This window comes from Rhodopseudomonas sp. BAL398, from assembly GCF_033001325.1.
GTDB lineage: Bacteria > Pseudomonadota > Alphaproteobacteria > Rhizobiales > Xanthobacteraceae > JARJEH01.
In genome coordinates this window covers 3,828,658-3,851,988 of sequence record NZ_CP133111.1, presented here as the reverse complement: position 1 = coordinate 3,851,988, position 23,331 = coordinate 3,828,658, and the positions used below count along the sequence as shown (strand labels likewise).

Below are 23,331 nucleotides of genomic sequence, written 5' to 3'. Positions count from 1 at the left end.
TCACGATCCCGGCTTGTTGATCGCCGGGAGTTTCGCCTTGGCGGATGTCGGTTTTGCGACGGCCGGCGTGTTTAAAACTTTGTTCGCTTTGGCTTGCGTGCCGATCACGCCCTCGCGCTTCTTGATGGCATGGTAATAGGCCCACCACAGATGCGCGGCGGCGCCGCGCAGCGGGCGCCAGGGCTCGGCCAGCGGCGCCATCTGTTTCGGCGTCGGCCGCGTCTTGAGCCCAAGCCCGATCCGCATCGCCTCCTGCACCGCGAGGTCGCCGGCCGGCCAGGCATCGCCATGGCCGAGGCAAAACAGCAGATAGATGTCGGCGGTCCACGGCCCGATGCCGTGCAAAGCGGTCAGCGTATTGTGCGCGGCGTCGGCGTCCTCATTGGCCAGCACGTCGAGATTGAGCCGCTCGGCGGCCAATTCGCGCGACAGGTTCTTCAGCGTCTTGATCTTCGCCGCCGACAGGCCGAGCCGGCCCAGCCGATCGGCGCGGGCGCGGCGGATCGCGTCATGGTGAAACGGATCGAAGGCGGTGCTGACCCGCCCCCAAATCGCAGCCGCCGAGGCCACCGACAATTGCTGGCCGCAGACGATCGCGGCGAGCCCCGTGAAGCCGGGGTCGCGCCGCCGCAGCGCCGGCATCCCGGCGATCTTGAGCACGGGCTTGAGCCGCGGATCGCGCTTGACCAGCGCCTTGATGGCGGCGTCGAGGTCGGTCTGGCTGTTGAGGTGGACGGTCATGCGCTAGAACCATCATGTCCGCCGAAAGAGATCAATGCCACCCGTTTTCCGATTCGCCCCGAGTCCCAATGGCTATTTGCATCTCGGCCATGCCTATTCGGCGTTGCTGAATTTCGACCTGGCGCGCGCCGCCGGCGGTCGCCTGCTGCTGCGGATCGAGGACATCGACGCCACCCGCTGCAGGCCGGAATTCAAGGCCGCGGCGCTCGAGGATCTGGCCTGGCTCGGCATCGAATGGGAAACCCCGGTTCGGCGGCAATCCGAGCATCTGGAACAATATCTCAAGGCGCTGACGCGGCTGCAGGCAATCGGCCTGATCTATCCGTCGTTCGAAAGCCGCGGCGAGATTGCCAGGCTGGTGGCGGAAAATGACGCGCAGGGGCAATGGCCGCGCGATCCCGATGGCGCGCCCTTGTATCCTGGCACCGCCAAGCAATTGTCGACGGATGAACGTACCCGACTGATCGAGCGGGGAACGCGATTCGCGCTGCGGCTCGATGTCGCAGCGGCGTTGGCCCGCCTCGGCGATCTGTCAGGCGATCTGTTTTGGGATGAACGCGGCCAGGGACCGAATGGCGAGACCGGCGCGGTCGCGGCCGATCCGCTGGCCTGGGGCGATGCGATCATCGCCCGCAAGGAGACCCCGACCAGCTATCACCTTGCGGTGGTGGTCGACGACGCGCTGCAGGGGGTGACCGAAGTGGTGCGCGGCTGTGACCTGTTCTGGTCGACCAGCTTGCACCGGCTGTTGCAGGCCTTGCTTGACCTGCCGCCGCCGCTTTACCGGCACCACGCCTTGCTGGTCGATTCGACGGGCCGGAAGCTGTCGAAATCCGCCAAGGCCACCGGCTTGCGGCAGTTGCGCAGCACCGGCGTGACGCCGGCCGAGATCAGGGCGATGGTCGGACTGGCCGACCCGACCTGACATCGGGACCGCGCGGTTAGAGGGTATAGCGTCACGACCAGGCGTGACTCCGGGAACCGCTCCGTGCCAGTGTGTTGCTGGCGGTGGGGCAGGAGTATCATGGCGCTGAAATCGCGCGCGTTGCGCAGCTCACGGACACAAGTGTCGGGGACGCTGAAGAAGCGTGTCCGGAAAGTCGTCGTGGCCAAGCCAGCACCCAAGTCAGTCATCAAGCCGGAAACCAAATCCCGACCAAAGCCGAAGACGCGCCATTATGGCCCCCGCGTGGTGGAGGCGGCGCTGGCTGCTTTCGCCCATGAGGTGCGGACGCCGCTGACCGGGATTCTGGCGGTCAGCGACCTGCTGGCGACGTCGGATCTGGACGAACGCGAGCGGCGCTGGGTCGATACCATCAAGGCCGGCGCCGAACATTTGGCCGGGCTCGCCACCCTGTTCGTCGATGCGGCCCGCAGCAGCAAATCCGATCTCGGCGTGCGTCAGGAATTCTTCGATCTGCGGGCGCTGGCGCGCAATGCCGGCGATTCGCTGGCCGGCCGGGCGGTGGCCCGGGGGCTGCGTTCGGCGGTGACGATCTCGCCGCGGCTGCCGGCCTTCGTGATCGGCGATTCGGTGCGGCTGCGCGCGGCGCTGGAAAACCTGATCGACAATGCGGTGAAGTTCACCGAGCGCGGCGACGTCACCCTGAAGGTGTCGTCGGTCCCCGGGGGCTCGAAGCAGACGGTCGGTGTGGTGTTCGCAGTCTCCGACAGCGGCATCGGCTTGTCGCTGGCCGAGATCAAGCGCCTGTTCCGTCCGTTCTCACAGGCCAATGTCACCATCGCGGCGCGGTTCGGCGGCGCCGGCCTTGGGCTGTCATCGGTCAAGCACATCGCCCGCGCGATGGGCGGCGATGTCGCGGTGGCGCAGCGCGCCGGCGGCGGTACGATTTTCACGCTGACGGTGCAGCTGACGCGGGCGAAACCACCATCGGCCGGACGTCACAATGGCGATGCGTCATTGGGCCCGACGCCGGCATTGCGGATTCTCGGCGTCGAGGACAATCCGTTCGGCCGGGTGGTGCTCAACGCGATCCTGAACGAACTCGGCCATCAGACCGAATTCATCGGGCGCGGCGAAGCCGTCGTCGAACGGCTGGCGCAGGGCTTTTCGCAAGGCGGGATGTTCGACGCGGTGCTGATGGATATGGTGCTGCCCGGCATCAACGGCATCGAGGCGATCGGGCGGATCCGGGCGCTGCCGCCGCCGCTTGGCAGCATCGCCGTCATCGGCGTGTCCGGGCGCGACGACGACGAGGCCGCCTCGCTCGCGGCCGGCGCCGACGCCTTCCTGCTCAAGCCGGTGTCTCCGCGGGCGCTCGCGACTGCGCTGCTTGCAGCGAGCCACCGCTCGGCAGCCTAGACTTGATGATCGCGGCGTTGAGCTCGCCGCCGAACACGAAAATCGCGGAGATGAAATACAGAAACACCAGCGCGATGATTACCGAGGCGAGGCCCGCATACATCGTGACGTAGTTGCTGGCGAAGTGCGCCAGATACATGCCGAAGCCGACGCTGGAGAGCAGCGAGGCCAGCATGGTGAACACGATGCCCGGGAAGATCTGCGCCAAAGTGCGGCGCCCGGTCGGCAGCCAGGCATGCAGGATGAACAGCGCGACGATCAGCGCGGTGATGGTGATGCCGTAGCGCGCGAGGTTGACCAAAATGGCGTTGTTCTCGACCAGCAACGGGATGTAGCGCCGCGCCGCCGCCAGCAGCAGCGGGCCGAGCACGATCAGGAACGACATCGCCAGCGCGGTGAAGGCGGCGACCAGGGTGTAGCCGATCGATTCCAGCCGCAGCCAGTACCACGGCCGCTGCTCGACCACCGCATAGGCGCGATTCAACGCGATCCGCAGGCTCTCGACGCCGTTGGAGGCAAAATACAGTGCCAGCACCAAGCCGATGGTCAGGGCGTCGCCGCGCGAGGTGGTCAGGACGTCGTGAATCTCGCCCGTCAGGGTGTCGGCGACCTGCGCCGGCCAGACCTGCAACATCAGGCTTGCGGCCTGGTCGGCGAGGTCCTTGGAGCCGAACACGCCGGCCAGCGAGGTCAGCACGATCAGGAATGGGAATAGCGCCATCAGCGACGACAGCGCGATGTGGCTGGAGATGGCCCAGCCGTCATCGGCCAGAAAAGTGTAGAAGGCGTCCATTCCGACCATGTAAGCGTAGCGAATCTGCCTCACGGCTTCCCCTTGATGCGACGGCACGGCGCGGCGCGGGTTTGGACGTGCGAGGGCCTACCATCCGATACTAACCGGCAAATGACCAGATCGTTGCGCTGGCGCCGGTTTCATGAGATGGCAGACCCCAGATGGCAAGGACCCGGCAGCGGTGTTATAAGACCTGATGACAACATTTCTGAGCTCAATTCTCCTCCCTGTCCTGGTCGGCGCGGTGACGTTGGTGTTGCTGCTCGGGCTGATCAACATGATGCGCGGCGGCTCGCCGAACCGATCGCAGACCTTGATGCGGTGGCGGGTGCTGCTGCAATTCGCCGCGATCATCGTCACCATGCTGGCGGTCTGGGCGATGGGACGCTGAGCATGGTGGTTCTCAATCGGATCTACACCCGGACCGGCGATGACGGCACCACCGCGCTCGGCAGCGGCGAGCGTCGCGCGAAATATGATCTACGCATCAGCGCCTATGGAACCGTGGACGAGACCAATGCGGCACTCGGCGTGGCGCGGCTGCATCTGGCCGATGCGCCCGAGATCGACGCCATGATCGGCCGGATTCAGAACGATCTGTTCGATCTCGGCGCCGACCTTGCGGTGCCCGAGCGCGACGGCAAGGCCGAACGATTGCGGATGCTGTCGACCCAGGTGGCGCGGCTGGAACACGACATCGACCTGCTCAACGATCGGCTGGCGCCATTGACCTCCTTCGTGCTGCCCGGCGGCACGCCGGCCGCGGCGCATCTGCACGTCGCCCGCACAATATGCCGCCGCGCGGAACGCGTAATGGCGGAATTGGCGGCGCTGCCCGACGAGCGGGTCAGCGCCGCGGCGATTCAGTACGTCAACCGGCTGTCGGACTTCCTGTTCGTCGCCAGCCGGGCCGCCAACGCCAATGGCGTCGGCGACGTGCTCTGGGTTCCGGGCCAGAACCGCTAAGCAATCCGCGGTTTTTGGTTTTGCCGCGTTGACCGCCGATAGCGGGGGCTTTAGGTTCCGCCGCCACGACAGACAATAACGCTCAACACGAAAGAGGATCGATGAAGGTTCTGGTGCCGGTGAAGCGGGTGGTCGACTACAACGTCAAGATCAGGGTCAAGAGCGACGGATCCGGCGTTGAACTCACCAACGTCAAGATGTCGATGAATCCGTTCGATGAAATCGCCGTCGAGGAAGCCCTGCGCCTGAAAGAGGCCGGCAAGGCGACGGAAATCGTGGTGGTCTCGATCGGCCCGGCGCAAGCCTCGGAAACGATCCGCACCGGTCTGGCGATGGGCGCCGATCGCGGCATCCTGGTCAAGGTCGACGGCAGCGTCGAGCCGCTCGCGGTGGCCAAGATCCTCAAGGGCATCGCCGACGAGGAGAAGCCCGGACTGATCATTCTCGGCAAGCAGGCGATCGACGACGATTCCAACCAGACCGGCCAGATGCTGGCGGCGCTGCTGGGCTGGTCGCAGGCCACCTTCGCCTCCAAGCTCGAGGTCGACGGCTCCGACTTCACCGTGTCGCGCGAAGTCGATGGCGGCTCGCAGACCGTGAAACTCAAGGGCCCGGCGATCGTCACCACCGATCTGCGGCTCAACGAGCCGCGCTACGCCAGCCTGCCCAACATCATGAAGGCGAAGAAGAAGCCGATCGACGAAAAGACCGCCGAGCAATACGGCGTCGATATCGCGCCGCGTCTCGAGGTTCTCAAGACCGTCGAGCCCGGCGGCCGCAAGGCCGGCGTCAAGGTCAAGGACGTCGCCGAACTGGTCACTAAACTCAAAGACGAAGCGGGGGTGATCTGATGACCACGCTATTGATTGCCGAACACGACCACGTCACCGTCAAGGATTCCACCAACAAGGCGCTGACCGCGGCCACGGCGCTCGGCGCTGAGGTTCACGTGCTGGTCGCCGGCGGCGGTGAGGGTACCAAGGCGGCCGCCGACAGCGCCGCCAAGCTCGCCGGCGTCACCAAGGTGCTGCTGGCGGACGCTCCAATCTATGAGCACGATCTGGCCGAGCCATTGGCCGCGCTGATCGTGTCGCTGGCGCCGTCCTATGACGCGATCGTCGCGCCTGCGACCTCGCGCTTCAAGAATGTGATGCCGCGCGTGGCCGCGTTGCTGGACGTGATGCAGGTATCGGAGATCATCAAGGTGGTGGCGCCCGACACGTTCGAGCGTCCGATCTATGCCGGCAATGCGATCCAGACGGTGAAGTCGAAGGACGCCAAGAAGGTGATCACCGTGCGCACCTCGACCTTCGCGGCGGCCGGCGAGGGCGGCAGCGCCACGGTCGAAGCCGTGACGGCGGCGGCCGATCCGGGCCTGTCCAGCTTCGTCGGCGAGGAAGTCGCCAAGAGCGACCGTCCGGAGCTGGCCTCGGCCAAGATCATCGTCTCCGGCGGCCGCGCGATGCAAAGCCGCGAGAACTTCACCAAATATATCGAGCCGCTCGCCGACAAGCTCGGCGCCGGCGTCGGCGCCTCGCGCGCCGCGGTCGATGCCGGCTACGCCCCGAACGACTGGCAGGTCGGCCAGACCGGGAAGGTGGTGGCGCCGGAGCTGTATATCGCGATCGGGATTTCCGGCGCGATCCAGCATCTGGCCGGCATGAAGGACTCCAAGGTGATCGTCGCGATCAACAAGGACGAGGACGCGCCGATCTTCCAGGTTGCCGATTACGGTCTGGTTGCGGATCTCTACCAGGCGGTTCCCGAACTGACCGAGGCGCTCGGTAAGCTCGGGCGCTAAGCCAATCCTAACCGGAGCCGGCCAGTGCCGGTTCCGGTCGATGGATTGGAGCTGTTTGCGATCAGGGTGGTTTACCCTGAAATGCTGTATTGGCCGCTGCGACGGACTCCGGCCGAAGTTTATGCGAGGATGGACCGGACCGCGCTCCGCGGGCCGAACCTTCCCAGTGAGATGACAAGATGGCGGTAGCAATCAAAAAAGTCGGCGTGATCGGCTCGGGCCAGATGGGCAACGGGATCGCGCATGTGGCCGCGCTGGGCGGCTACGACGTGGTGCTGAACGATGTCTCCGCCGATCGCCTGAAATCGGCGATGGCGACCATCAACGGCAATCTGTCGCGGCAGGTCGCCAAGAAGATCATCACCGAGGAGGCCCGCCAGCAGGCGCTGACCCGGATTTCCGCCGCCGAGAAACTCGAGGGCCTGGCCGATTGCGACCTGGTGATCGAGACCGCGGTCGAGAAGGAGGACATCAAGCGCAAGGTCTTCCTCGATCTGTGCGCGACGCTGAAGCCGGAGGCGATCATCGCCTCCAACACCTCGTCGATCTCGATCACAAGGCTGGCCGCCTCGACCGACCGTCCGGAACGCTTCATCGGCATTCACTTCATGAATCCGGTGCCGCTGATGGAGCTGGTCGAACTGATCCGCGGCATCGCCACCGACGACGCGACCTTCGAGGCCGCCAAGGAATTCGTCACCCGGCTCGGCAAATATATCGCGGTGTCGGAGGATTTCCCGGCCTTCATCGTCAACCGCATTCTGCTGCCGATGATCAACGAGGCGATCTACACGCTGTATGAGGGCGTCGGCAATGTCGAGGCGATCGACGCCGCGATGAAGCTCGGCGCGCATCATCCGATGGGGCCGCTGGAGCTGGCCGATTTCATCGGTCTCGATACCTGCCTGTCGATCATGCAGGTGCTGCATGAGGGCCTGGCGGATTCGAAATACCGGCCCTGTCCGTTGCTGGTCAAATACGTCGAGGCCGGCTGGCTCGGCCGCAAGACCCAGCGCGGCTTCTACGACTATCGCGGCGACAAGCCGGTCCCGACCCGCTGAGGCGGCTTTTCACGGATCGTTAACTGGTCGGCCTCAGTCTGCCGCGATGGAGTATTGCGCATGGATATGAGCTTGGTCGCCAGCGTGATGGCGGCGAAATCCGGCAGCGTGCAGACCCAGGTCGCCGCCACCATTATGAAATCCAACATGGACGCCGAAAAGTCCGCCGTGACGACGCTGCTCGGCTCGGCGCAGCAGAGCCTGTCGTCGCTCGCCAATGTCGGCACCGGCGTCGGCGGCAGCGTCGACATCTCGGCCTGACGGCGGTCCTGGCGCAGTTCGGCCAGGTCTCCCGCTTGAGACCAACAATCTTGAAATCGAGGATGCGGTGATTCCAGGCGCGCGCAGTCTTGCCGGGCGCAAACGCTGAATCTTCCTGAGAGTCTGGCTCTCAAAGCGATAAGCATAATCGGGCCGTTAACGCCGTCATTGCGAGGAGCACCGGATCGGCGCGTTCCGCGCCGTCCGGCACAGGCTCCGCGACGAAGCAATCCAGTCTTTGCTTGCCGCTCCTGGATTGCTTCGCTTTCGAACGGCGCTGCGCGCCGCCCTCGGCTCGCAATGACGAAATCAAGCGCGATTTGATCCAGCAAGGCTTTCAAGGCGTGGATGCCCGGCACAAGGCCGGGCATGACGAACGAGAGGCCGTGCCCTTTGGTGTCACTCCCCGCAATGACCGCGATCGCAAAGTCGAAAGCCGGGGCGACGGGCCCCGGCTTTCGATGGGATTTACGCCGCCCGCACCGTGCCGAGGAATTTGGCGACCTGGTCCTTCAGCCGATTGCTGTCGCGCGACAGCGACTGCGCGGCCGACAGCACTTGGGATGACGCCGAGCCGGTTTCGGTGGCGCCGCGCTGGACGTCGGTGATGTTGGACGACACCTGCTGGGTGCCTTGCGCCGCCTGCTGGACGTTGCGGGAGATTTCCTGGGTCGCCGCGCCCTGTTCTTCCACAGCCGAGGCGATGGTCGAGGCGATTTCCGACATTTTGCCGATGGTGGTGCCGATCTCCCGGATCGCCCCCACCGATTCCTGGGTCGCCGACTGGATGCCGCTGATCTGCTGGCTGATCTCGCCGGTGGCCTTGGCGGTCTGTTCGGCCAGCGCCTTGACCTCGGAAGCGACGACGGCGAAGCCGCGGCCTGCCTCGCCAGCGCGCGCCGCCTCGATGGTGGCGTTGAGCGCCAACAGATTGGTCTGGCCGGCGATGGTGTTGATCAGTTCGACGACGTCGCCGATCCGGGCCGCGGCAGCCGACAATTCGCCGACGCGGTCATTGGTCTTGCGCGCCTGATCCACCGCCTCATTGGCGATCCGGGCGGATTCCTGCACCTGGCGGCTGATCTCATTGACCGACGAGGCCATTTCCTCGGTCGCCGAGGCCACCGACTGGACATTGGTGGAGGCTTCCTCGGACGCCGCCGCGACCATGGTGGTGACTTCCTGTGCCCGCTCCGCGGTCGCGGTCAGGGTGCTGGCCGAGGCTTCCAACTCGGTTGACGCCGACGAGACGGTGTCGATGATCTCGCCCACTGCGTCTTCGAAACTGTCGGCCAGCTTGATCATCTCCTGCTTGCGCTGGGCCGCCTGCTTTTGGTCCTGACCGATCTTGGCCTCGGCCTCCTGGCGCGCCTTGTCCGCCAGCATCACCTTGATCTGATCGACCGCCCGCGCGGTCTCGCCGATCTCGTCCTTGCGCGCGATGCCGACCATGTCGACCGCTTCACCCTTCGCCATCTGCTGCAGCAGCCCGACCAGGCTGCGCAACGGCGCCGCAATGCCGAATTGCGCGATGCAGAAGCCGAGCGCGGCGCCGATTGCCAGGATCGTGCTCATCACGATCCAGGTCGTCCGGATGGTGTTGTTGGTCGAGTCGGTCAGATCTTCCGAGCCCTTGTGGATGGCGTTGTCGATGGAAACCCGCAGGGCGCGCGTTTCCGCAACCGCCGTGTCGAAGATCGGCTGGGCCTGGGAGCGCAGCTGGGCGAGAGCCAGGTCATTCTGGTTGGCCTTCGCGGCCTTGATGATCGGCTGCAACACGGGGCGCAGCTTCGCCACTTCGACGGCAATGGCATCGACACGTTCGGCAAAAGCGGGCGTCAGCTCCTTGATCGAATTGGTCTGCTTGACGCTTTCCTCGAACGCCTTGCCGAGCTCCTCTTCGGCTTGCCTGATCGGCTCGGGGTCGGTTTCGGCGACCATCCGGTAGCTCAGATAGCGAATCTCGGAGAGGTTACGGCTGAGCCGAGGAACCGCGATCCAGCTTCGCGCGTCCTTGTTGAGAAATTTCGAATAGCCTTGGTCGATTTGGTCCATCTGGCTGGTGGCGTACCAGGCGCCGCCCAGGACCATGATGCCGATAAGGACGATGACGCTGATGATCTTGGTGAGGATGCGAAACTTGCCGAGGAATGACATGGCCATGGGACCTGGTTTGAGGGTGGCGTCGCCCGGTTCCGCAATCGGATCAAGACATGGCTGCGCATCACAAGGCCAAACGGCAAGTTTGGGTGTCGCGTTGTCAGAGCTGTCGAAAATTGAAGACTGAAGAGACCGCGCCGGCCCCGCAGTGGATCTCATCGGAGATCGCGATAACTGCTTGGCCAGTGTTAGTACTAGGGTACCCCGATGAAATTTTGGTTAATCGGGAACCGCAGGCATTAACTATTTTCGCACTGCCGCAAACTGGGGAAAGCCAGGATTGTGAGCCGCATTCTGGATCGCAACTTGGTATCAGGCAGCCGGTCGGCGCGTAGCGCCCAGCCAGGGCGGGCGACCGCCGAGCGGCTCGCTATTTGGCGACCGCGGCGCTGATCAGCCGGGTGGCGTCGGCGCTGTCCCATTCGGCGGGGCCGGCGATGGTGGCGATCTCGCAGCCCTTGCCGTCGACCAGCACCGAGGTCGGCATTCCGAGCGCCCGGCCGACGCTTTTGAGCTCCTGAAACACCTTGGCGGAGGTGTCGTGGAAATAGCTCAGCCGGGTCAGCTTCTCGTCGGCGAGAAATGCCTTCGGCTTGGCCGGATCGCGGGTGTCGATATTGATCGCCACCACCTCGAAATTCGGACTGCCGAGCTTGGCCTGCAGATTGTCCAGCGCCGGCATTTCCTTGCGGCACGGCACGCACCAGGTCGCCCACAGATTCACCAGCACGGTCTTGCCGCGCCAGTCCGACAGTTTCTTCGTCTGGCCAGAATCGTTCTGGAAGGCGAGGTCGGGCAGTTTCAGCGGCGTCGCCGCCATGGTGAGGGCCGCGACCTCGCCCTGCGCCAGCGGCGCCAGCTTTTTTGCCAGCGCGACCGCGGGGCGGCAGGTCGGATCGCCCGATGCATTGCCTTGCAGGGCGCCGATCCCGTATACCCCGGCCCATCCGATCACGGCGCCGATCGCGACCACGGCGACGACGATCGGAATGCGGCGGGTGACGCCGCGGCGTTTGGCGGCTGGGTCGGTCATTGGATCGGTCATCAGATTTTCAACACCGTGTTGCTGGGTCTGGTTGCGGGCGGCGATGAGATCGCGGTTTCGGGCAGGGCAGGAGCGGGCATGATCGTGGACGGCAGAACATGAGCAATAAAATGTGGGGCGGCCGGTTCACGGAGCGTCCCGACCAGATCATGGAAGAGATCAACGTCTCGATCGACGTCGATCGTCACCTTTATGCCCAGGACATCGCCGCGTCCAAGGCTCACGCCGCGATGCTGGCCAAGCAGGGCATCATCACGGCGGTTGATGCGAAAAATATCGCCAAGGGTCTAGACACAATCCTGTCAGAGATCGGCAACGGCAAATTTACCTTCAAGCGCGCGCTCGAGGACATTCACATGAATGTCGAGAGCCGGCTGACGGAATTGATCGGCCCCGCCGCCGGACGGTTGCATACCGCGCGCTCGCGCAACGACCAGGTCGCCACCGATTTCCGGCTGTTCGTGCGCGATACGCTGGACGAGACCGATGCCGCCTTGGCGGCGTTCCAGCGCGCGCTGGTCGAGCGTGCCCTCGAGCACGCCGATACCGTGATGCCGGGCTTCACCCATCTGCAGACCGCCCAGCCGGTGACGCTGGGCCATCATCTGATGGCCTATGTGGAGATGGCGGCGCGCGATCGCGGCCGGTTCCAGGACGCCCGCAAGCGGCTCAATGAAAGCCCGCTCGGCGCCGCGGCGCTGGCCGGCACCTCGTTTCCGATCGACCGCGCCGCCACCGCAAAGGCGCTCGGCTTCGACCGCCCGATGGCGAATTCGCTGGATGCGGTGTCGGACCGCGATTTCGTGCTGGAGACGCTGTCGGCGGCCGCGATCTGCGCGGTGCATTTGTCGCGCTTCGCCGAGGAGATCGTGATCTGGACCTCGCCGCTGGTCGGGCTGATCCGGCTGTCGGACAAATTCACCACCGGCTCCTCGATCATGCCGCAGAAGCGCAATCCCGACGCCGCCGAGCTGGTGCGGGCCAAGACCGGCCGGGTGATCGGCGCGCTGACCGGGCTGTTGATCGTGATGAAGGGCCTGCCGCTGGCCTATCAGAAGGACATGCAGGAAGACAAAGAGGGCGCGATGGAGGCCTTCGTGGCGCTGTCGCTGGCGATCCGGGCGATGACCGGCATGGTCGGCGACCTGGTGCCGGACCAGGAGCGGATGAAGCTTGCAGCCGGCGAGGGCTACGCCACCGCCACGGATCTGGCCGACTGGCTGGTGCGGACGCTGAAAATGCCGTTCCGCGACGCCCATCACGTCACCGGCCGCATCGTCGCCGCGGCCGCCAAGGCCGGCGTGGCGCTGCATGAATTGCCGCTGAAGCAGATGCAGGCGGTCGAGCCGCGCATCACCGCGGCGGCTTTGGCGGTGCTCAGCGTCGAATCCTCGGTGAAAAGCCGGGTCTCCTATGGTGGCACTGCGCCGAAGAATGTCCGGGCGCAGGCCAAGGCCTGGCTCAAGCGACTGGAAAAAGAGCGGAAATTGGGCTGATCGGGGTGCGGGCCGGAAAATACAATTCGACACCGGCTCTCGCCACAGCCCGGCAATCTTTGTATGGTGCGGCCGCAATTGGGGAAATCGACGTGAACCGCTCTGCCAGTCCATCGCGATGGGCCATCCTTGTTGTTGTCGCGGCCACGCTGGCGCTTGCCGGCTGCGGCCGTAAGGCGGGGCTGGACCTGCCGCCGGGCGCCGCCGGCGCCGCAACTCCTGCGGCCGAGCCCGAGCCGGCCTCCAAGGGCACTTTGTTCGATCCCTCTTACGGGACCAACTCGGATCCCAGAGCGACGCGGGGCCAGAAGAAGTCCTTCATCCTCGATCCGCTGCTGGACTGAACCGTCATGCGCCATTTCGACTATCGCGACGGCGTGTTGCACGCCGAGGGCGTGAATCTGGCCGCTTTGGCGGATGCGGTCGGCACGCCGCTGTATTGCTATTCCACCGCCACGCTTGAGCGGCACTACCGGGTGTTCACCGAGGCCTTCGCCGACGTCGACGCGTTGGTGTGCTACGCCATGAAGGCCAATTCCAACCAGTCGGTGCTGCGCACCCTGGCCAAGCTCGGCGCCGGCGCCGACGTGGTGTCGGGCGGCGAATTGCAGCGCGCGCTGGCGGCCGGCATTCCGCCGCACAAGATCCTGTTTTCCGGCGTCGGCAAGACCGCGGCCGAGCTGCGCGCCGCGCTCGACCACGACATTCTGTGCCTCAACATCGAATCCGAACCCGAGTTGGAGCTGCTGTCGCAAATTGCCAGCGCGACCGGCCGGGTGGCGCGGATCTCGATCCGGGTCAATCCGGACGTCGATTCCGGCGGCCACGCCAAGATCACCACCGGCAAATCCGAGAACAAATTCGGCATTCCGCTGAGCCGTGCCCGCGCCGTCTATGCCCGCGCAGCCTCGCTGCCGGGCATCCGCGTCACCGGCGTCGACATGCATATCGGCAGCCAGATCATCGATCTCGGCCCGATGGAGGCGGCGTTCCGGCTGCTCGCCGACTTCGTCACCGTGCTGCGCGGCGACGGCCACTCGATCAGCCATGTTGATTTCGGCGGCGGCCTCGGCATTCCGTACTACGAGGACCGCGCCGCGCCGCCCGAGCCCTTGGCCTATGCGGCGATGGTCAAGCGGGTGACGCATAATCTCGGCTGCACGCTGATGTTCGAGCCGGGCCGGATGATCGTCGGCAATGCCGGGATCCTGGTGGCGCGGGTGATCTATGTGAAGACGGGCGAGGCCAAGAATTTCGTGATCATCGACGCGGCGATGAACGATCTGATCCGCCCGACCCTGTACGAGGCCTATCACGAGATCCTGCCGGTGACGCAGCCCGCGCCCGGCGCGCCGACCATTATCGCCGATGTGGTCGGCCCGGTCTGCGAGACCGGCGATTACCTGGCGCTCGACCGCAGCCTGCCGCTCCCCGCGCCCGGCGACCTGATCGCGGTGATGACCGCCGGCGCCTATGGGGCGGTGCAGGCCGGCACCTACAACACCCGCGCGCTGGTGCCCGAAGTGCTGGTCAATGGCGATCAATACGCGGTGGTGCGTCCGCGCGTCGAGGTCGAACAACTGATCGCGATGGACAAGCCGGCGCCGTGGCTGTGAGCAAGCCGTGGCTGTGAGCTTGAAGTGATTGCGGGCTGAAAGTTGATTGCAAGGGCGGGACCGCCATACGCGACTAAGAAATGGCGGTCCCGATCGCGCGATTGCAATCATAGCCGGGAAGGGCGGCTTCGCCGACCTGCTCTGCGCGATGAGATCATCCTATCGATACGCCGCGCCGCGGCAATGCAATCCGTCGCTTAACCTAACTGATCAACCTTAACGCCCCGGCCGCTGGAACTTTAGTCGCACGCGGTTGCCGCAATGGCGGACTATCTACGTGTTTCTACCACCACCCCCGCGGCCTGTTCGATCGGTTGGATCGCCGAGGTGAAGTCCGACTCCGGGCCCATCCGGTCGATCACCACCTCCCACAGCCGCCCCACCGCCTCGGCGACCTCCATCGATAGTCCCATCGATTTGGCTTCGTCCAGGCAGAGCCGGACGTCCTTGACCATCAGCCCGGTGGCAAAGCCGAAATCGAAGCTGCGCGGCAGGATGGCGCGAGGAAATTTGTCGCGGCTGGCGGTGTTCATGCCGCTGCCGGCGTTGATGACATCGATCATCACCGCCGGATCGAGCCCGGCCTTCACCCCCATTACTACCGCCTCGGAGGTCGCCACCATGGCGGTCGCCGACAGCATATTGTTGACGAGCTTCATGGTCTGGGCCGAGCCCGGCTTGTCGCCGATGAAGAACACCGTGCCGATCGCGTCGAGCGCCGGCTTGATGAAGTCGAAATCCGAGGGCGGGCCGGAGACCATCACCGCCAGCGTGCCTTTCTCGGCGCCGCCGACCCCGCCGCTGACCGGACTGTCGAGCTGCACGATGTCGCGGGCCGCGAGCAGATCGTGAATCCGCACCGCCATCTGCGAGCCGACGGTCGACAGGTCGACGAAGCGTTTGATGCGCCGGCCCGCGATCACGCCGTCATTGGCGGTGGCGACCTCGAACGAGGCCTGCAGCGACGGCAGGCTGGCCAGCACCGTCTCGGCGTGGTCGGCGACGTGCCGCGGCGATGTCGCCGCGCGCGCGCCGAGCCCGACCAGCGCCTCGACCGCCTCGGCGCGCTTGTCATAGATCACCAGCTGATGCCCGGCCGCGATCAGCCGGCGCGCCATCGGCAGGCCCATCTTGCCGAGCCCAATGAATCCGATCTCCATGGTGTTTCCTTAAGTGTGTGATGAACGGCGCGCAGACGTGCCGGCGTCGAGATGGCGGCCGCGTCATTGCGAGCAGCGAAGCGACGAAACAATCCAGTCCTCGCTTGCGGCTCCTGGATTGCTTCGCCTTCGGCCGGCGCTTCGCGCCGATCTCCGGCTCGCAATGACGACCTTGTTTCTCAGCCCTTGTCGAGTTCGGCGAAGACTTCGCGGGCGTGGCGGAAGCTGTCGACGCCGGCCGGCACGCCGGCATAGATCGCCACCTGCATGAAGATCTCGCGGATCTCGGTCTTGGTGACGCCATTGGTCAGCGCACCCTTGATGTGGACCCGCAATTCGTGCGGCCGGTTCAGGATCGCGATCATCGCCAGATTGAGCATGCTGCGGGTCTTGCGCGGCAGTTCCTCGCGACCCCAGATCGCGCCCCAGCAATATTCGGTGACCAGTTCCTGGAACGGCTTGTTGAAATCATCGGCGTTCTTCAGCGCGTTCTCGACATAGGCCTCGCCCAGCACCGCCTTGCGAATTTCCAGGCCCTTGTCGTGCGTCGTCTTGTCCATCTTGGTTCCTCCGGTGGATGCCGGCGGAGGTTACGGGGTCGCGCCGCTGCCGTCACGCTTTCGTGTGATACGGTGGTGGGACGGGCTTTACGCTCGGAAGGGCGATGCCTCATTGCGGCCTTTGTGCTAGGATGCAGTTCGGCAACCCGGAGAGATTGTTGAGCGGCAGCATCCCCGATCCACCGCAGCCCGCGCGCGACAGCGACGCTCTGGCGCGGCTGCAATTGTCGCAAGCCTTACGGCGATCGCGACTGGCGATCGCGTGGGAGCGCAGCTGGCCGTCTTTGGCGCGGCTGCTCAGCGTCGGCGGGCTGTTTCTCGCGCTGTCCTGGGCCGGGCTGTGGCTGATGCTGCCCTTCATCGGCCGCGCCGTGGGGCTGGGGCTGTTCGGGCTGCTGGCACTGGCCGCATTGTTTCCGCTGATTCGGTTTCGCTGGCCGCGCCGCGACGAGGCACTGGCCCGTCTCGACCGCAACAGCGGCATCCGCCATCGCCCCGCCACCGCGCTGACCGACACGCTGGCCTCGAGCGATCCGGTGGCAATGGCGCTGTGGCAGGTGCAGCGCGAGCGCACGCTCGCCTCCTTGAAGCGGATCAGCGCCGGTCTGCCGTCGCCGCGGCTGCCGATTCACGATCCCTGGGCGCTGCGCGCTTTGGTCGTGGTGATGCTGGTGGCGACATTCTTTGCCGCCGGCGGCGAGCGCATGGCGCGGGTCGCCGCGGCGTTCGACTGGAACGGAGCGCTGGCGGGCGCCAATGTCCGGGTCGATGCCTGGGTGACGCCGCCGCTCTACACCAACAAGCCGCCGATCATCCTGTCGGCCGCGAACCAGAACGCCGGCGCATCCCCGCAGGGGCCGCTGCCGGTGCCGGTCGGATCGACGCTGCTGGTGCGCTCCAGCGGCGGCCATCTCGACGTCACCGTCGGTGGCGGCGTCACCGAGGCCGCACCGGCCGAGGACGCACCCAAGGGCACCAGCGAGCGGCATTTCACCATCGCGGCAGACGGCACCGCGCAGGTGCGCTCGCCGTCCGGACAGCCGAAATGGACATTCACCGCCACCGCCGACCGCGCCCCGACTATCGCGCTGGCCAAGGAGCCGGAGCGCCAGGCCCGCGGCTCGCTGCAGATGTCCTACAAGCTCGAGGATGATTACGGGGTCACCGAGGCCCATGCGCTGTTCGCCGCGGTGCCCGATTCGGCCAAAACATCCGATCAGCCATCCGACAAGCCTGGCGAGGCGGCGGCGACCCCGCCGCGTCCGCTGTTCGAGCCGCCGCAATTCGCGCTGGTGCTGCCCAATGCGCGGACCCGCAACGGCGTCGGCCAGACCGTCAAGGATCTCAGCGAGGATCCCTTCGCCGGCGCCGAGGTGACGCTGACGCTGACCGCGAAGGACGAAGCCGGCAATGAGGGCAGCAGCGAGCCGTTCGCCATGCGGCTGCCGGAGCGGCTGTTCACCAAGCCGCTGGCGCGGGCGCTGATCGAGCAGCGCCGGATTCTCGCGCTCGACGCCAACCAGAATTCCCAGGTCTACACCGCGCTCGACGCGTTGCTGATCGCGCCGGAGGCGTTCACGCCGGACGCCGGGCAATATCTCGGGCTCTACACCGTGGCCCAAGAGCTCGAGCGCGCCGGCACCGATGACGAGCTGCGTGCCGTGGTCGCCAGCCTGTGGGCATTGGCGGTGACGATCGAGGACGGCGACCTCACCGATGTCGACAAGGCGCTGCGCGCCGCGCAGGACGCGCTGAAGCAGGCGCTGGACCGCGGCGCCAGCGACGAGGAGATCAAGAAGCTCACCGAGAATCTGCGCGCCGCGCTCGACAATTTCCTGCGTCAGCTGGCGCAGAACCTGAAGAACAATCCGCAGCAGCTGGCCCGCCCGCTCGATCCCGATACCAAGGTGATGCGGCAGCAGGACCTCAACAACATGATCGAACGCATGGAGCGGCTGTCGCGCTCCGGCGACAAGGACGCCGCCAAGCAATTGCTCGAACAGCTGCAGCAGATGCTGGAGAATCTGCAGATGGCGCAGCCCGGTCAAAACGGCACCGGCGACATGCAGCAGTCGCTGAACGAGCTCGGCGACATGATCCGCAAGCAGCAGCAATTGCGCGACAAGACCTTCAAGCAGGGCCAGGACCAGCGTCGCGACCGGCAGCGCGGCCAGAACGACCAGGGCCAGCCGAACCTCGGCGATCTGCAGCAGGACCAGCAGGGATTGCGCGAGCGGTTGAAGCAGCTGCAGGACGAATTGGCCAAGCGCGGCATGGGACCGAGTCAGCAACCGGGGCAGCAGCCGGGCCAGCAACCCGGCCAGCAGGGCGAAGGCGAGGACGGCCTCGGTCAGGCCGATTCGGCGATGGGCGACGCCGAAGGCCGGCTCGGCGAGGGCAATGCCAGCGGCGCGGTCGATTCCCAGGGGCGGGCGCTGGAGGCGCTGCGCAAGGGCGCGCAGAAGCTCGCCGAGGCGATGCAGCAGGGCGAAGGCCAGGGCGACGGCCCCGGCAATCGCCTCGGCCGCCAGCAAAGCGGCGGCAATCAGAACGATCCGCTCGGCCGGCCGTTGCACGGCCGCGAATTCGGCGACGATCTGAGTGTCAAGATCCCGGGCGAGATCGACGTCCAGCGGGTGCGCCGCATCCTCGAAGAGCTGCGCCGCCGATTGGGCGACACCGGCCGGCCGCAGATCGAACTCGATTACATCGAGCGGCTGCTGAAGGATTATTGAGGCGGCCCGACCTCCAGCACCGCGTCCCGGACGCGGTGCTGCGCGCAGCGCTGCTCCGCAGAGCCGGGACCCCGGTTGTCCCAACCGTGACCGGTTGTCCGCACGGTGATCGCGCATCGACATCGACAGTCGCCGCCGTTCCTTCCCTCGCGCTTGTGGGGAGGGTGGATCGCCGTGGGCCAGCCGGCTGGAGGCCGCGCGTACTGGGTCTGTGGCTACCCCGACCCGGCCTCGCGGCGCTCCGCCGGGCCACCCTCCGCGCAAGGGGGAGGGATTCGCTTGCAGCAGTCGCACTTTTTGAAATGCGGCCTCGCTGCCCAGTGACGTCGCCACAGCGGCGCGTTACGCTGCTGTCCGGGGCACAAGTTCCTTCGACCACCCTAATCCCGCTTCTTCGAAGCCAGCGCGTCGGCCACCGCGGTGCGGATATCGGCCACCGAGAATGGCTTGGTGATGACGTCGTGGACGATGGCGTCGAGGCCGGAGGCGCGTTCGCGCTGGTCGGCGAAGCCGGTCATCAGCAGGATGGTGAGATCGGGGTAATCCCGCTTCACCGCCAGCGCCAGCGCAATGCCGTCCATGATCGGCATCTTGATGTCGGTCAGCAGCAGGTCGAAATCGCCCTTGGCGCGGGTCAGGATTTCGAGCGCCTCGCCGCCATCCTCGGCGGTCACGGTCTCGTGGCCGTCCAGCGCGAGCGCGCGGGCCACCAGCAGGCGCATTGATTCTTCGTCATCGGCGATCAGTACACGCGGCATCAGACCGTCCTGAGAATACGGCGGCTGCGGCGGCCGCCGGGTAAAGTGAACAAGCTGCGGACCGCGACCCTAGGGCATGATCCCTAAAAGTGGATCCCGGTTTCGGAAAACATCATGCTCAAACAACAAGCCAGAGCGGGATAACGATTCGGAGACTAGCGATCCTGCCCTAGGCTGCGCCGGACGCCATGTCGCGCCGGGAGAAGAAGCGGATATCGATCGACCGCGCCTGGGCCGGCGGCGACGCCAGCCGCGAGCGGAACCAGGCCTTTTCGCCCGGCCGCAGCACGGCCTGTTCCAGCACCGCGTTCCAGGCATAGATTTCGGTGCCGTGCTCGTCGCGGACCACGAAGCGCAGGCGCGGCAGGCTGGCCGGTTTGCGGCCCTGACCGATGATCACGCCCTCGATCACCAGCACCGGCTTGTTTTCCACGGTCTCCGTGCTGATCTTGACGTCCTTGATCGCCAGATGTCGCAGATTCACCTCGAACCCGACCAGCTTGAAAAACGTCGCGGTCTGCGGCATCAGCCGCACCACGTCGGCGCGCCACACCAGCAGCGCCACCACCAGCGCGCCCATCGCCGCGCAGGCGATCGGGGCGCTGACCAGCGATCTGACCGGCTTCACCAGCCTGTCGAGCGGTCCCAACAGCCGCGCCAGCCGCGATGGTGGACGCGGCCGGGCGAAGGATCGGGTCTCGGCGAAGTCCTCGTCTCGCCGCTGCGGCGGGATTTCGGGTTCGGCGGCCGGCGTAAAGGCGGTGCTGGGCTCGGCCTCGGTCCAGGCTTCGGTTCTGGCCTCGGGCATTTCGGTGCTGATCGAGGGGCTATCGACTTCCGGGGCCTCATTGTCGTCGCCGAGGTCGCCCCAGCCCGGATCATTGTCGAGGCCGGGCGCGGCGCTTGCAGTCATGGCCGCGACCCGCGCCCCGGTCTGGGCGGCGTCCTCGGCGCGGGCGAGCCAGACCTGCTTGCAACGGGAACAGCGAACCGTTCGCCCGGTATCGCCCAAAGTGGACGGGTCGATCGCATAGGATGTCGTACAATGGGGACAGACGATGTGCATGAGCGAACCGCGACAGATGAGGCTGACGGGATCGTACCCCGTGTCCGTTAACGAACCGGAAACCATAACCGCGTCACAACCGGGGCCTAAGCCGGCCGCACCGCTGGTGGCGCCGGGGCCGAGAGCCCCGGCGATCCCGCGGCCGCTGCCGTCCCGTCGTCGCCGTCGCGTCAACCTCGAACGGAGCTGAATATGGTCCGGTTCGAAAATGTCGGCCTGCGCTACGGGCTTGGCCCGGAGATCCTGCGCGATCTCAATTTCACCATCCCGGCGCACTCGTTCCAGTTCCTCACCGGCCCGTCCGGCGCCGGCAAGACGTCGCTGCTGCGGCTGTTGTTCCTGTCGTTGCGGCCGACCAGGGGGCTGGTGAATCTGTTCGGCCACGACGTCTCGCTGCTCAACAAGGACGACGTCGCGGCGCTGCGGCAGCGGATCGGCATCGTGCTGCAGGATTTCCGGCTGCTCGACCACATGACCACCTATGAGAATGTCGCTTTGCCGTTCCGGGTGACGGGCCGTGCCGAATCGAGCTACCGCAAGGAGGTGATCGATCTGTTGAAATGGGTCGGGCTCGGCGAGCGGATGGATGCGCTGCCGCCGATCCTGTCCGGCGGCGAGAAACAGCGCGCCGCCATCGCCCGGGCGGTGATCGCCAGGCCGCATCTGCTGCTGGCCGACGAGCCGACCGGCAATGTCGATCCGACCCTGGGCCGGCGGCTGTTGCGGCTGTTCATCGAGCTCAACAAATCCGGGACCGCGGTGGTCATCGCCACCCATGACATCACCTTGATGGATCAATACGAGGCGCGGCGGCTGGTGCTGCATCAGGGACGGCTGCACGTGTATGAATAGGACCGCATCGACACAGCCATCGGGCAGGGATGGACAGGCAGCGCAGTGAATAGACACGACGATCGCCACGACGCGCTGATGGATCTCGGCCATGACCGTCCGCAGGTCCCGGTGCGGGCGCGCAACCTGTCGCCGATCGTGCCGCGGGCGTCGATCGCCGGCCGTGCCTTGGTCGCGGTGGTGGCGATCATGACCTTTCTGGCCTCGGCCACCACCGGCGCGGTGCTGTTGATCAGCGCCTCCGCCGGCGAATGGCAGGCCGAGGTCGCCAGCGAAATCACCGTCCAGGTCCGCCCCGTCGCCGGTCGCGACTTCGAGCGCGACGTGACCCAGGTGGCCGAGGCGGTGCGGACCCAGCCCGGCATTGTCGAGGTGCGGCCCTACACCAAGGAGGAATCCGCCCAGCTGCTGGAGCCGTGGCTGGGAAGCGGCCTGTCGCTCGACGAACTGCCGGTGCCGCGGATGATCGTGGCGCGGATCGCGCCGGGCAGCGTGCTCGATCTCGCAGAGCTGCGCCGCCGGGTCACCGAACAGGCGCCATCCGCCAGCGTCGACGATCACCGCGCCTGGATCGAGCGGATGCGGTCGATGACCGGCGCCACCGTGATCGCCGGGATCGCGATCCTGGCGCTGGTGATCGTCGCCACCGTGATCTCGGTGTCGTTCGCGACCCGCGGCGCGATGGCGGCGAACCGGCCGATCGTCGAGGTTCTGCATTTCGTCGGCGCCGGCGATCGCTATATCGCCAACCGCTTCTTTCGACATTTCCTGATGCTCGGATTGCAAGGCGCGGTGATCGGCGGCGGCGCCGCGATGCTCGGCTTCGGCTTTTCCGAATCGATCGCCACCTGGTTTTCAGGGACCCCGGTCGGGGATCAGTTCGCGGCCCTGCTGGGGACGTTCTCGCTGCGGCCGATCGGCTATCTGGCGCTGGCCGGGCAGGGCGTGGTGATCGCCGCGATCACCGCGCTGGCCTCGCGACGGACATTATTTTCGACCCTCAATGCGATCGAATGAGGGGCCGATGGAAAGACGCGCGGCCGGTCCGGATCGGCGGCGCCCCGCATTCTGGAAACACATTAAGGTCGCGCGGCGGTCTCCCCTTCGCCGGAAACAGCCGTAGAGTGCCTGGGTTTTCCGTCATCCCGGCCGTCGAAAGAGACGGCACCGGAAACCCACAATCGGAGTATATCGGGCGGAGATGAATTCGCAGGCCGACCAGCATCCGATCCCCACCGCACCCGCGCGATCGCCGCGGCGTCCCAGCCGGCTGCGCGCCTCGATCGTGGCGTTGATGGCGCTGGGCTTTGTCGGTGTGGCCGCCGGCTTCGTTGCGTTTCTGTCGCAATTGCGCGGCGCCGAATTGAAGCCGGACCGCAATGCCGACGGGATCGTGGTGCTCACCGGCGGCTCGTCGCGGGTGGCGGACGCGATCGAATTGCTCGCCAGCGGCTATGGCAAGCGGCTGCTGATCTCCGGCGTGCATCGGGCCAACGGCATCAGCGACATCTCGCGCTCCTTGCCGGACAGCCAGGGCGCCTGGCTGGCCTGCTGCGTCGATCTCGACCGCTCCGCCGTCAATACCCGCAGCAATGCCGCCGAAACCCAACGCTGGGCCCATGAACGCGGCTTCAAGTCGCTGATCGTGGTGACGTCGAATTACCACATGCCGCGCGCGATCGTCGAAATGTCCCATGCGATGCCGGAGATCGAGCTGATCCCCTTCGCGGTGGTGGGCGACAAATGGCGCGAGGATCCGTGGTGGACCAGTGGCGGCACGTTCCGGCTGCTGCTATCGGAATATGCCAAATATATCGCCGCCGAGCTGCGGGTACGGCTGGCGGATCTCGGCATCGACCTTGCGCCGGATTCCGCCGAACCTCCCCCGGAAGCGCTCAATCGCCCCAAGCCGGCGACGGCCCTCGCCAACTGATCGG

The 23,331-nt window shown here is 66.0% G+C and carries 23 protein-coding genes; 15 read left to right on the top strand and 8 right to left on the bottom strand.

Features of this window, described 5'->3' with window-relative positions; all coding sequences use genetic code 11:
• A complete protein-coding gene (locus RBJ75_RS18130) occupies positions 1–741 on the bottom strand; it encodes a DNA-3-methyladenine glycosylase family protein (protein ID WP_044417399.1) in 741 nt (246 codons plus the stop codon).
• Between the two features lie 34 nt (positions 742–775).
• Here RBJ75_RS18130 and gluQRS point away from each other — a divergent pair, with 34 nt between their 5' ends.
• Positions 776–1,666: a tRNA glutamyl-Q(34) synthetase GluQRS gene (gluQRS, locus tag RBJ75_RS18125; protein ID WP_044417401.1), complete on the top strand. Its 891-nt coding sequence runs from the start codon at positions 776–778 to the stop codon at positions 1,664–1,666.
• 99 nt (positions 1,667–1,765) lie between these two features.
• Positions 1,766–3,064 carry an ATP-binding protein gene (locus RBJ75_RS18120; RefSeq protein ID WP_044417403.1) on the top strand — a complete coding sequence of 433 codons (1,299 nt, stop codon included), beginning with the start codon at positions 1,766–1,768 and terminating at the stop codon, positions 3,062–3,064.
• Here RBJ75_RS18120 and RBJ75_RS18115 read toward each other — a convergent pair.
• On the bottom strand, positions 2,997–3,890 hold the full coding sequence (locus tag RBJ75_RS18115) for a YihY/virulence factor BrkB family protein (protein WP_044417405.1): 894 nt from the start codon (positions 3,888–3,890) through the stop codon (positions 2,997–2,999). The genes RBJ75_RS18120 and RBJ75_RS18115 overlap by 68 nt on opposite strands.
• Before the next feature lie 163 nt (positions 3,891–4,053).
• Here RBJ75_RS18115 and RBJ75_RS18110 point away from each other — a divergent pair, with 163 nt between their 5' ends.
• The 6 genes from RBJ75_RS18110 (at position 4,054) to RBJ75_RS18085 (ending at position 7,946) form a co-directional block, all read left to right on the top strand.
• The gene (locus RBJ75_RS18110; RefSeq protein ID WP_044417407.1) at positions 4,054–4,248 is read left to right on the top strand and encodes a twin transmembrane helix small protein; all 195 of its coding nucleotides are present in this window, start codon (positions 4,054–4,056) and stop codon (positions 4,246–4,248) included.
• Positions 4,249–4,250: 2 nt separating this feature from the next.
• Complete coding sequence (locus tag RBJ75_RS18105; protein ID WP_044417409.1) at positions 4,251–4,823, top strand: cob(I)yrinic acid a,c-diamide adenosyltransferase; 573 nt, start codon at positions 4,251–4,253, stop codon at positions 4,821–4,823.
• Positions 4,824–4,924: 101 nt separating this feature from the next.
• Entirely contained in the window at positions 4,925–5,674 is a 750-nt protein-coding gene (locus tag RBJ75_RS18100) for an electron transfer flavoprotein subunit beta/FixA family protein (protein ID WP_044417411.1), read from the top strand.
• On the top strand, positions 5,674–6,624 hold the full coding sequence (locus RBJ75_RS18095) for an electron transfer flavoprotein subunit alpha/FixB family protein (protein ID WP_044417413.1): 951 nt from the start codon (positions 5,674–5,676) through the stop codon (positions 6,622–6,624). The genes RBJ75_RS18100 and RBJ75_RS18095 overlap by 1 nt, the downstream gene beginning before the upstream one ends.
• 179 nt (positions 6,625–6,803) lie before the next feature.
• Positions 6,804–7,685: a 3-hydroxybutyryl-CoA dehydrogenase gene (locus RBJ75_RS18090; RefSeq protein ID WP_044417415.1), complete on the top strand. Its 882-nt coding sequence runs from the start codon at positions 6,804–6,806 to the stop codon at positions 7,683–7,685.
• 60 nt (positions 7,686–7,745) lie between these two features.
• Positions 7,746–7,946 carry a putative motility protein gene (locus RBJ75_RS18085; protein ID WP_044417417.1) on the top strand — a complete coding sequence of 67 codons (201 nt, stop codon included), beginning with the start codon at positions 7,746–7,748 and terminating at the stop codon, positions 7,944–7,946.
• 468 nt (positions 7,947–8,414) lie between these two features.
• Here RBJ75_RS18085 and RBJ75_RS18080 read toward each other — a convergent pair whose 3' ends face one another.
• On the bottom strand, positions 8,415–10,103 hold the full coding sequence (locus tag RBJ75_RS18080) for a methyl-accepting chemotaxis protein (protein ID WP_317529042.1): 1,689 nt from the start codon (positions 10,101–10,103) through the stop codon (positions 8,415–8,417).
• Positions 10,104–10,476: 373 nt separating this feature from the next.
• Positions 10,477–11,151 carry a thiol:disulfide interchange protein TlpA gene (gene tlpA / locus RBJ75_RS18075; RefSeq protein ID WP_044415409.1) on the bottom strand — a complete coding sequence of 225 codons (675 nt, stop codon included), beginning with the start codon at positions 11,149–11,151 and terminating at the stop codon, positions 10,477–10,479.
• A 98-nt stretch (positions 11,152–11,249) separates the two neighbouring features.
• On the opposite strand from tlpA, the gene argH reads away from it, so the two are divergent.
• The 3 genes from argH to lysA all read left to right on the top strand — a co-directional run bounded on the left by argH (position 11,250) and on the right by lysA (position 14,263).
• A complete protein-coding gene (gene argH, locus RBJ75_RS18070; protein ID WP_044415411.1) occupies positions 11,250–12,647 on the top strand; it encodes an argininosuccinate lyase in 1,398 nt (465 codons plus the stop codon).
• A gap of 92 nt (positions 12,648–12,739) precedes the next feature.
• Positions 12,740–12,991 carry an LPS translocon maturation chaperone LptM gene (gene lptM, locus RBJ75_RS18065; protein WP_173427381.1) on the top strand — a complete coding sequence of 84 codons (252 nt, stop codon included), beginning with the start codon at positions 12,740–12,742 and terminating at the stop codon, positions 12,989–12,991.
• Between the two features lie 6 nt (positions 12,992–12,997).
• Positions 12,998–14,263: a diaminopimelate decarboxylase gene (gene lysA / locus RBJ75_RS18060; protein ID WP_044415415.1), complete on the top strand. Its 1,266-nt coding sequence runs from the start codon at positions 12,998–13,000 to the stop codon at positions 14,261–14,263.
• Positions 14,264–14,532: 269 nt separating this feature from the next.
• On the opposite strand, the gene RBJ75_RS18055 is transcribed toward lysA, so the two are convergent.
• Both RBJ75_RS18055 and RBJ75_RS18050 read right to left on the bottom strand, forming a co-directional pair.
• Complete coding sequence (locus RBJ75_RS18055; RefSeq protein ID WP_044415417.1) at positions 14,533–15,423, bottom strand: NAD(P)-dependent oxidoreductase; 891 nt, start codon at positions 15,421–15,423, stop codon at positions 14,533–14,535.
• A gap of 179 nt (positions 15,424–15,602) precedes the next feature.
• Positions 15,603–15,983 (bottom strand): carboxymuconolactone decarboxylase family protein, encoded by a 381-nt coding sequence (locus RBJ75_RS18050; RefSeq protein WP_044415418.1) that lies wholly within the window; start codon positions 15,981–15,983, stop codon positions 15,603–15,605.
• A gap of 158 nt (positions 15,984–16,141) precedes the next feature.
• Between RBJ75_RS18050 and RBJ75_RS18045 the strand changes: the two genes are divergently transcribed.
• Positions 16,142–18,718 carry a TIGR02302 family protein gene (locus RBJ75_RS18045; RefSeq protein WP_044415439.1) on the top strand — a complete coding sequence of 859 codons (2,577 nt, stop codon included), beginning with the start codon at positions 16,142–16,144 and terminating at the stop codon, positions 18,716–18,718.
• Between the two features lie 380 nt (positions 18,719–19,098).
• Here the strand turns inward: RBJ75_RS18045 and RBJ75_RS18040 are convergent, their stop codons facing one another.
• The gene (locus RBJ75_RS18040; RefSeq protein WP_044415421.1) at positions 19,099–19,476 is read right to left on the bottom strand and encodes a response regulator; all 378 of its coding nucleotides are present in this window, start codon (positions 19,474–19,476) and stop codon (positions 19,099–19,101) included.
• Between the two features lie 169 nt (positions 19,477–19,645).
• Positions 19,646–20,542, bottom strand: a complete 897-nt coding sequence (locus tag RBJ75_RS18035) for an MJ0042-type zinc finger domain-containing protein (protein WP_044415423.1) — start codon at positions 20,540–20,542, stop codon at positions 19,646–19,648.
• A 192-nt stretch (positions 20,543–20,734) separates the two neighbouring features.
• Between RBJ75_RS18035 and ftsE the strand changes: the two genes are divergently transcribed.
• The 3 genes from ftsE (at position 20,735) to RBJ75_RS18020 (ending at position 23,327) form a co-directional block, all read left to right on the top strand.
• Complete coding sequence (gene ftsE, locus RBJ75_RS18030; protein ID WP_044415425.1) at positions 20,735–21,394, top strand: cell division ATP-binding protein FtsE; 660 nt, start codon at positions 20,735–20,737, stop codon at positions 21,392–21,394.
• 78 nt (positions 21,395–21,472) lie between these two features.
• Complete coding sequence (locus tag RBJ75_RS18025; RefSeq protein ID WP_044415427.1) at positions 21,473–22,411, top strand: cell division protein FtsX; 939 nt, start codon at positions 21,473–21,475, stop codon at positions 22,409–22,411.
• 184 nt (positions 22,412–22,595) lie between these two features.
• Positions 22,596–23,327, top strand: coding sequence for a YdcF family protein (locus RBJ75_RS18020; RefSeq protein ID WP_044415429.1), 732 nt, complete (start codon positions 22,596–22,598; stop codon positions 23,325–23,327).
• Positions 23,328–23,331: the final 4 nt, after the last annotated feature.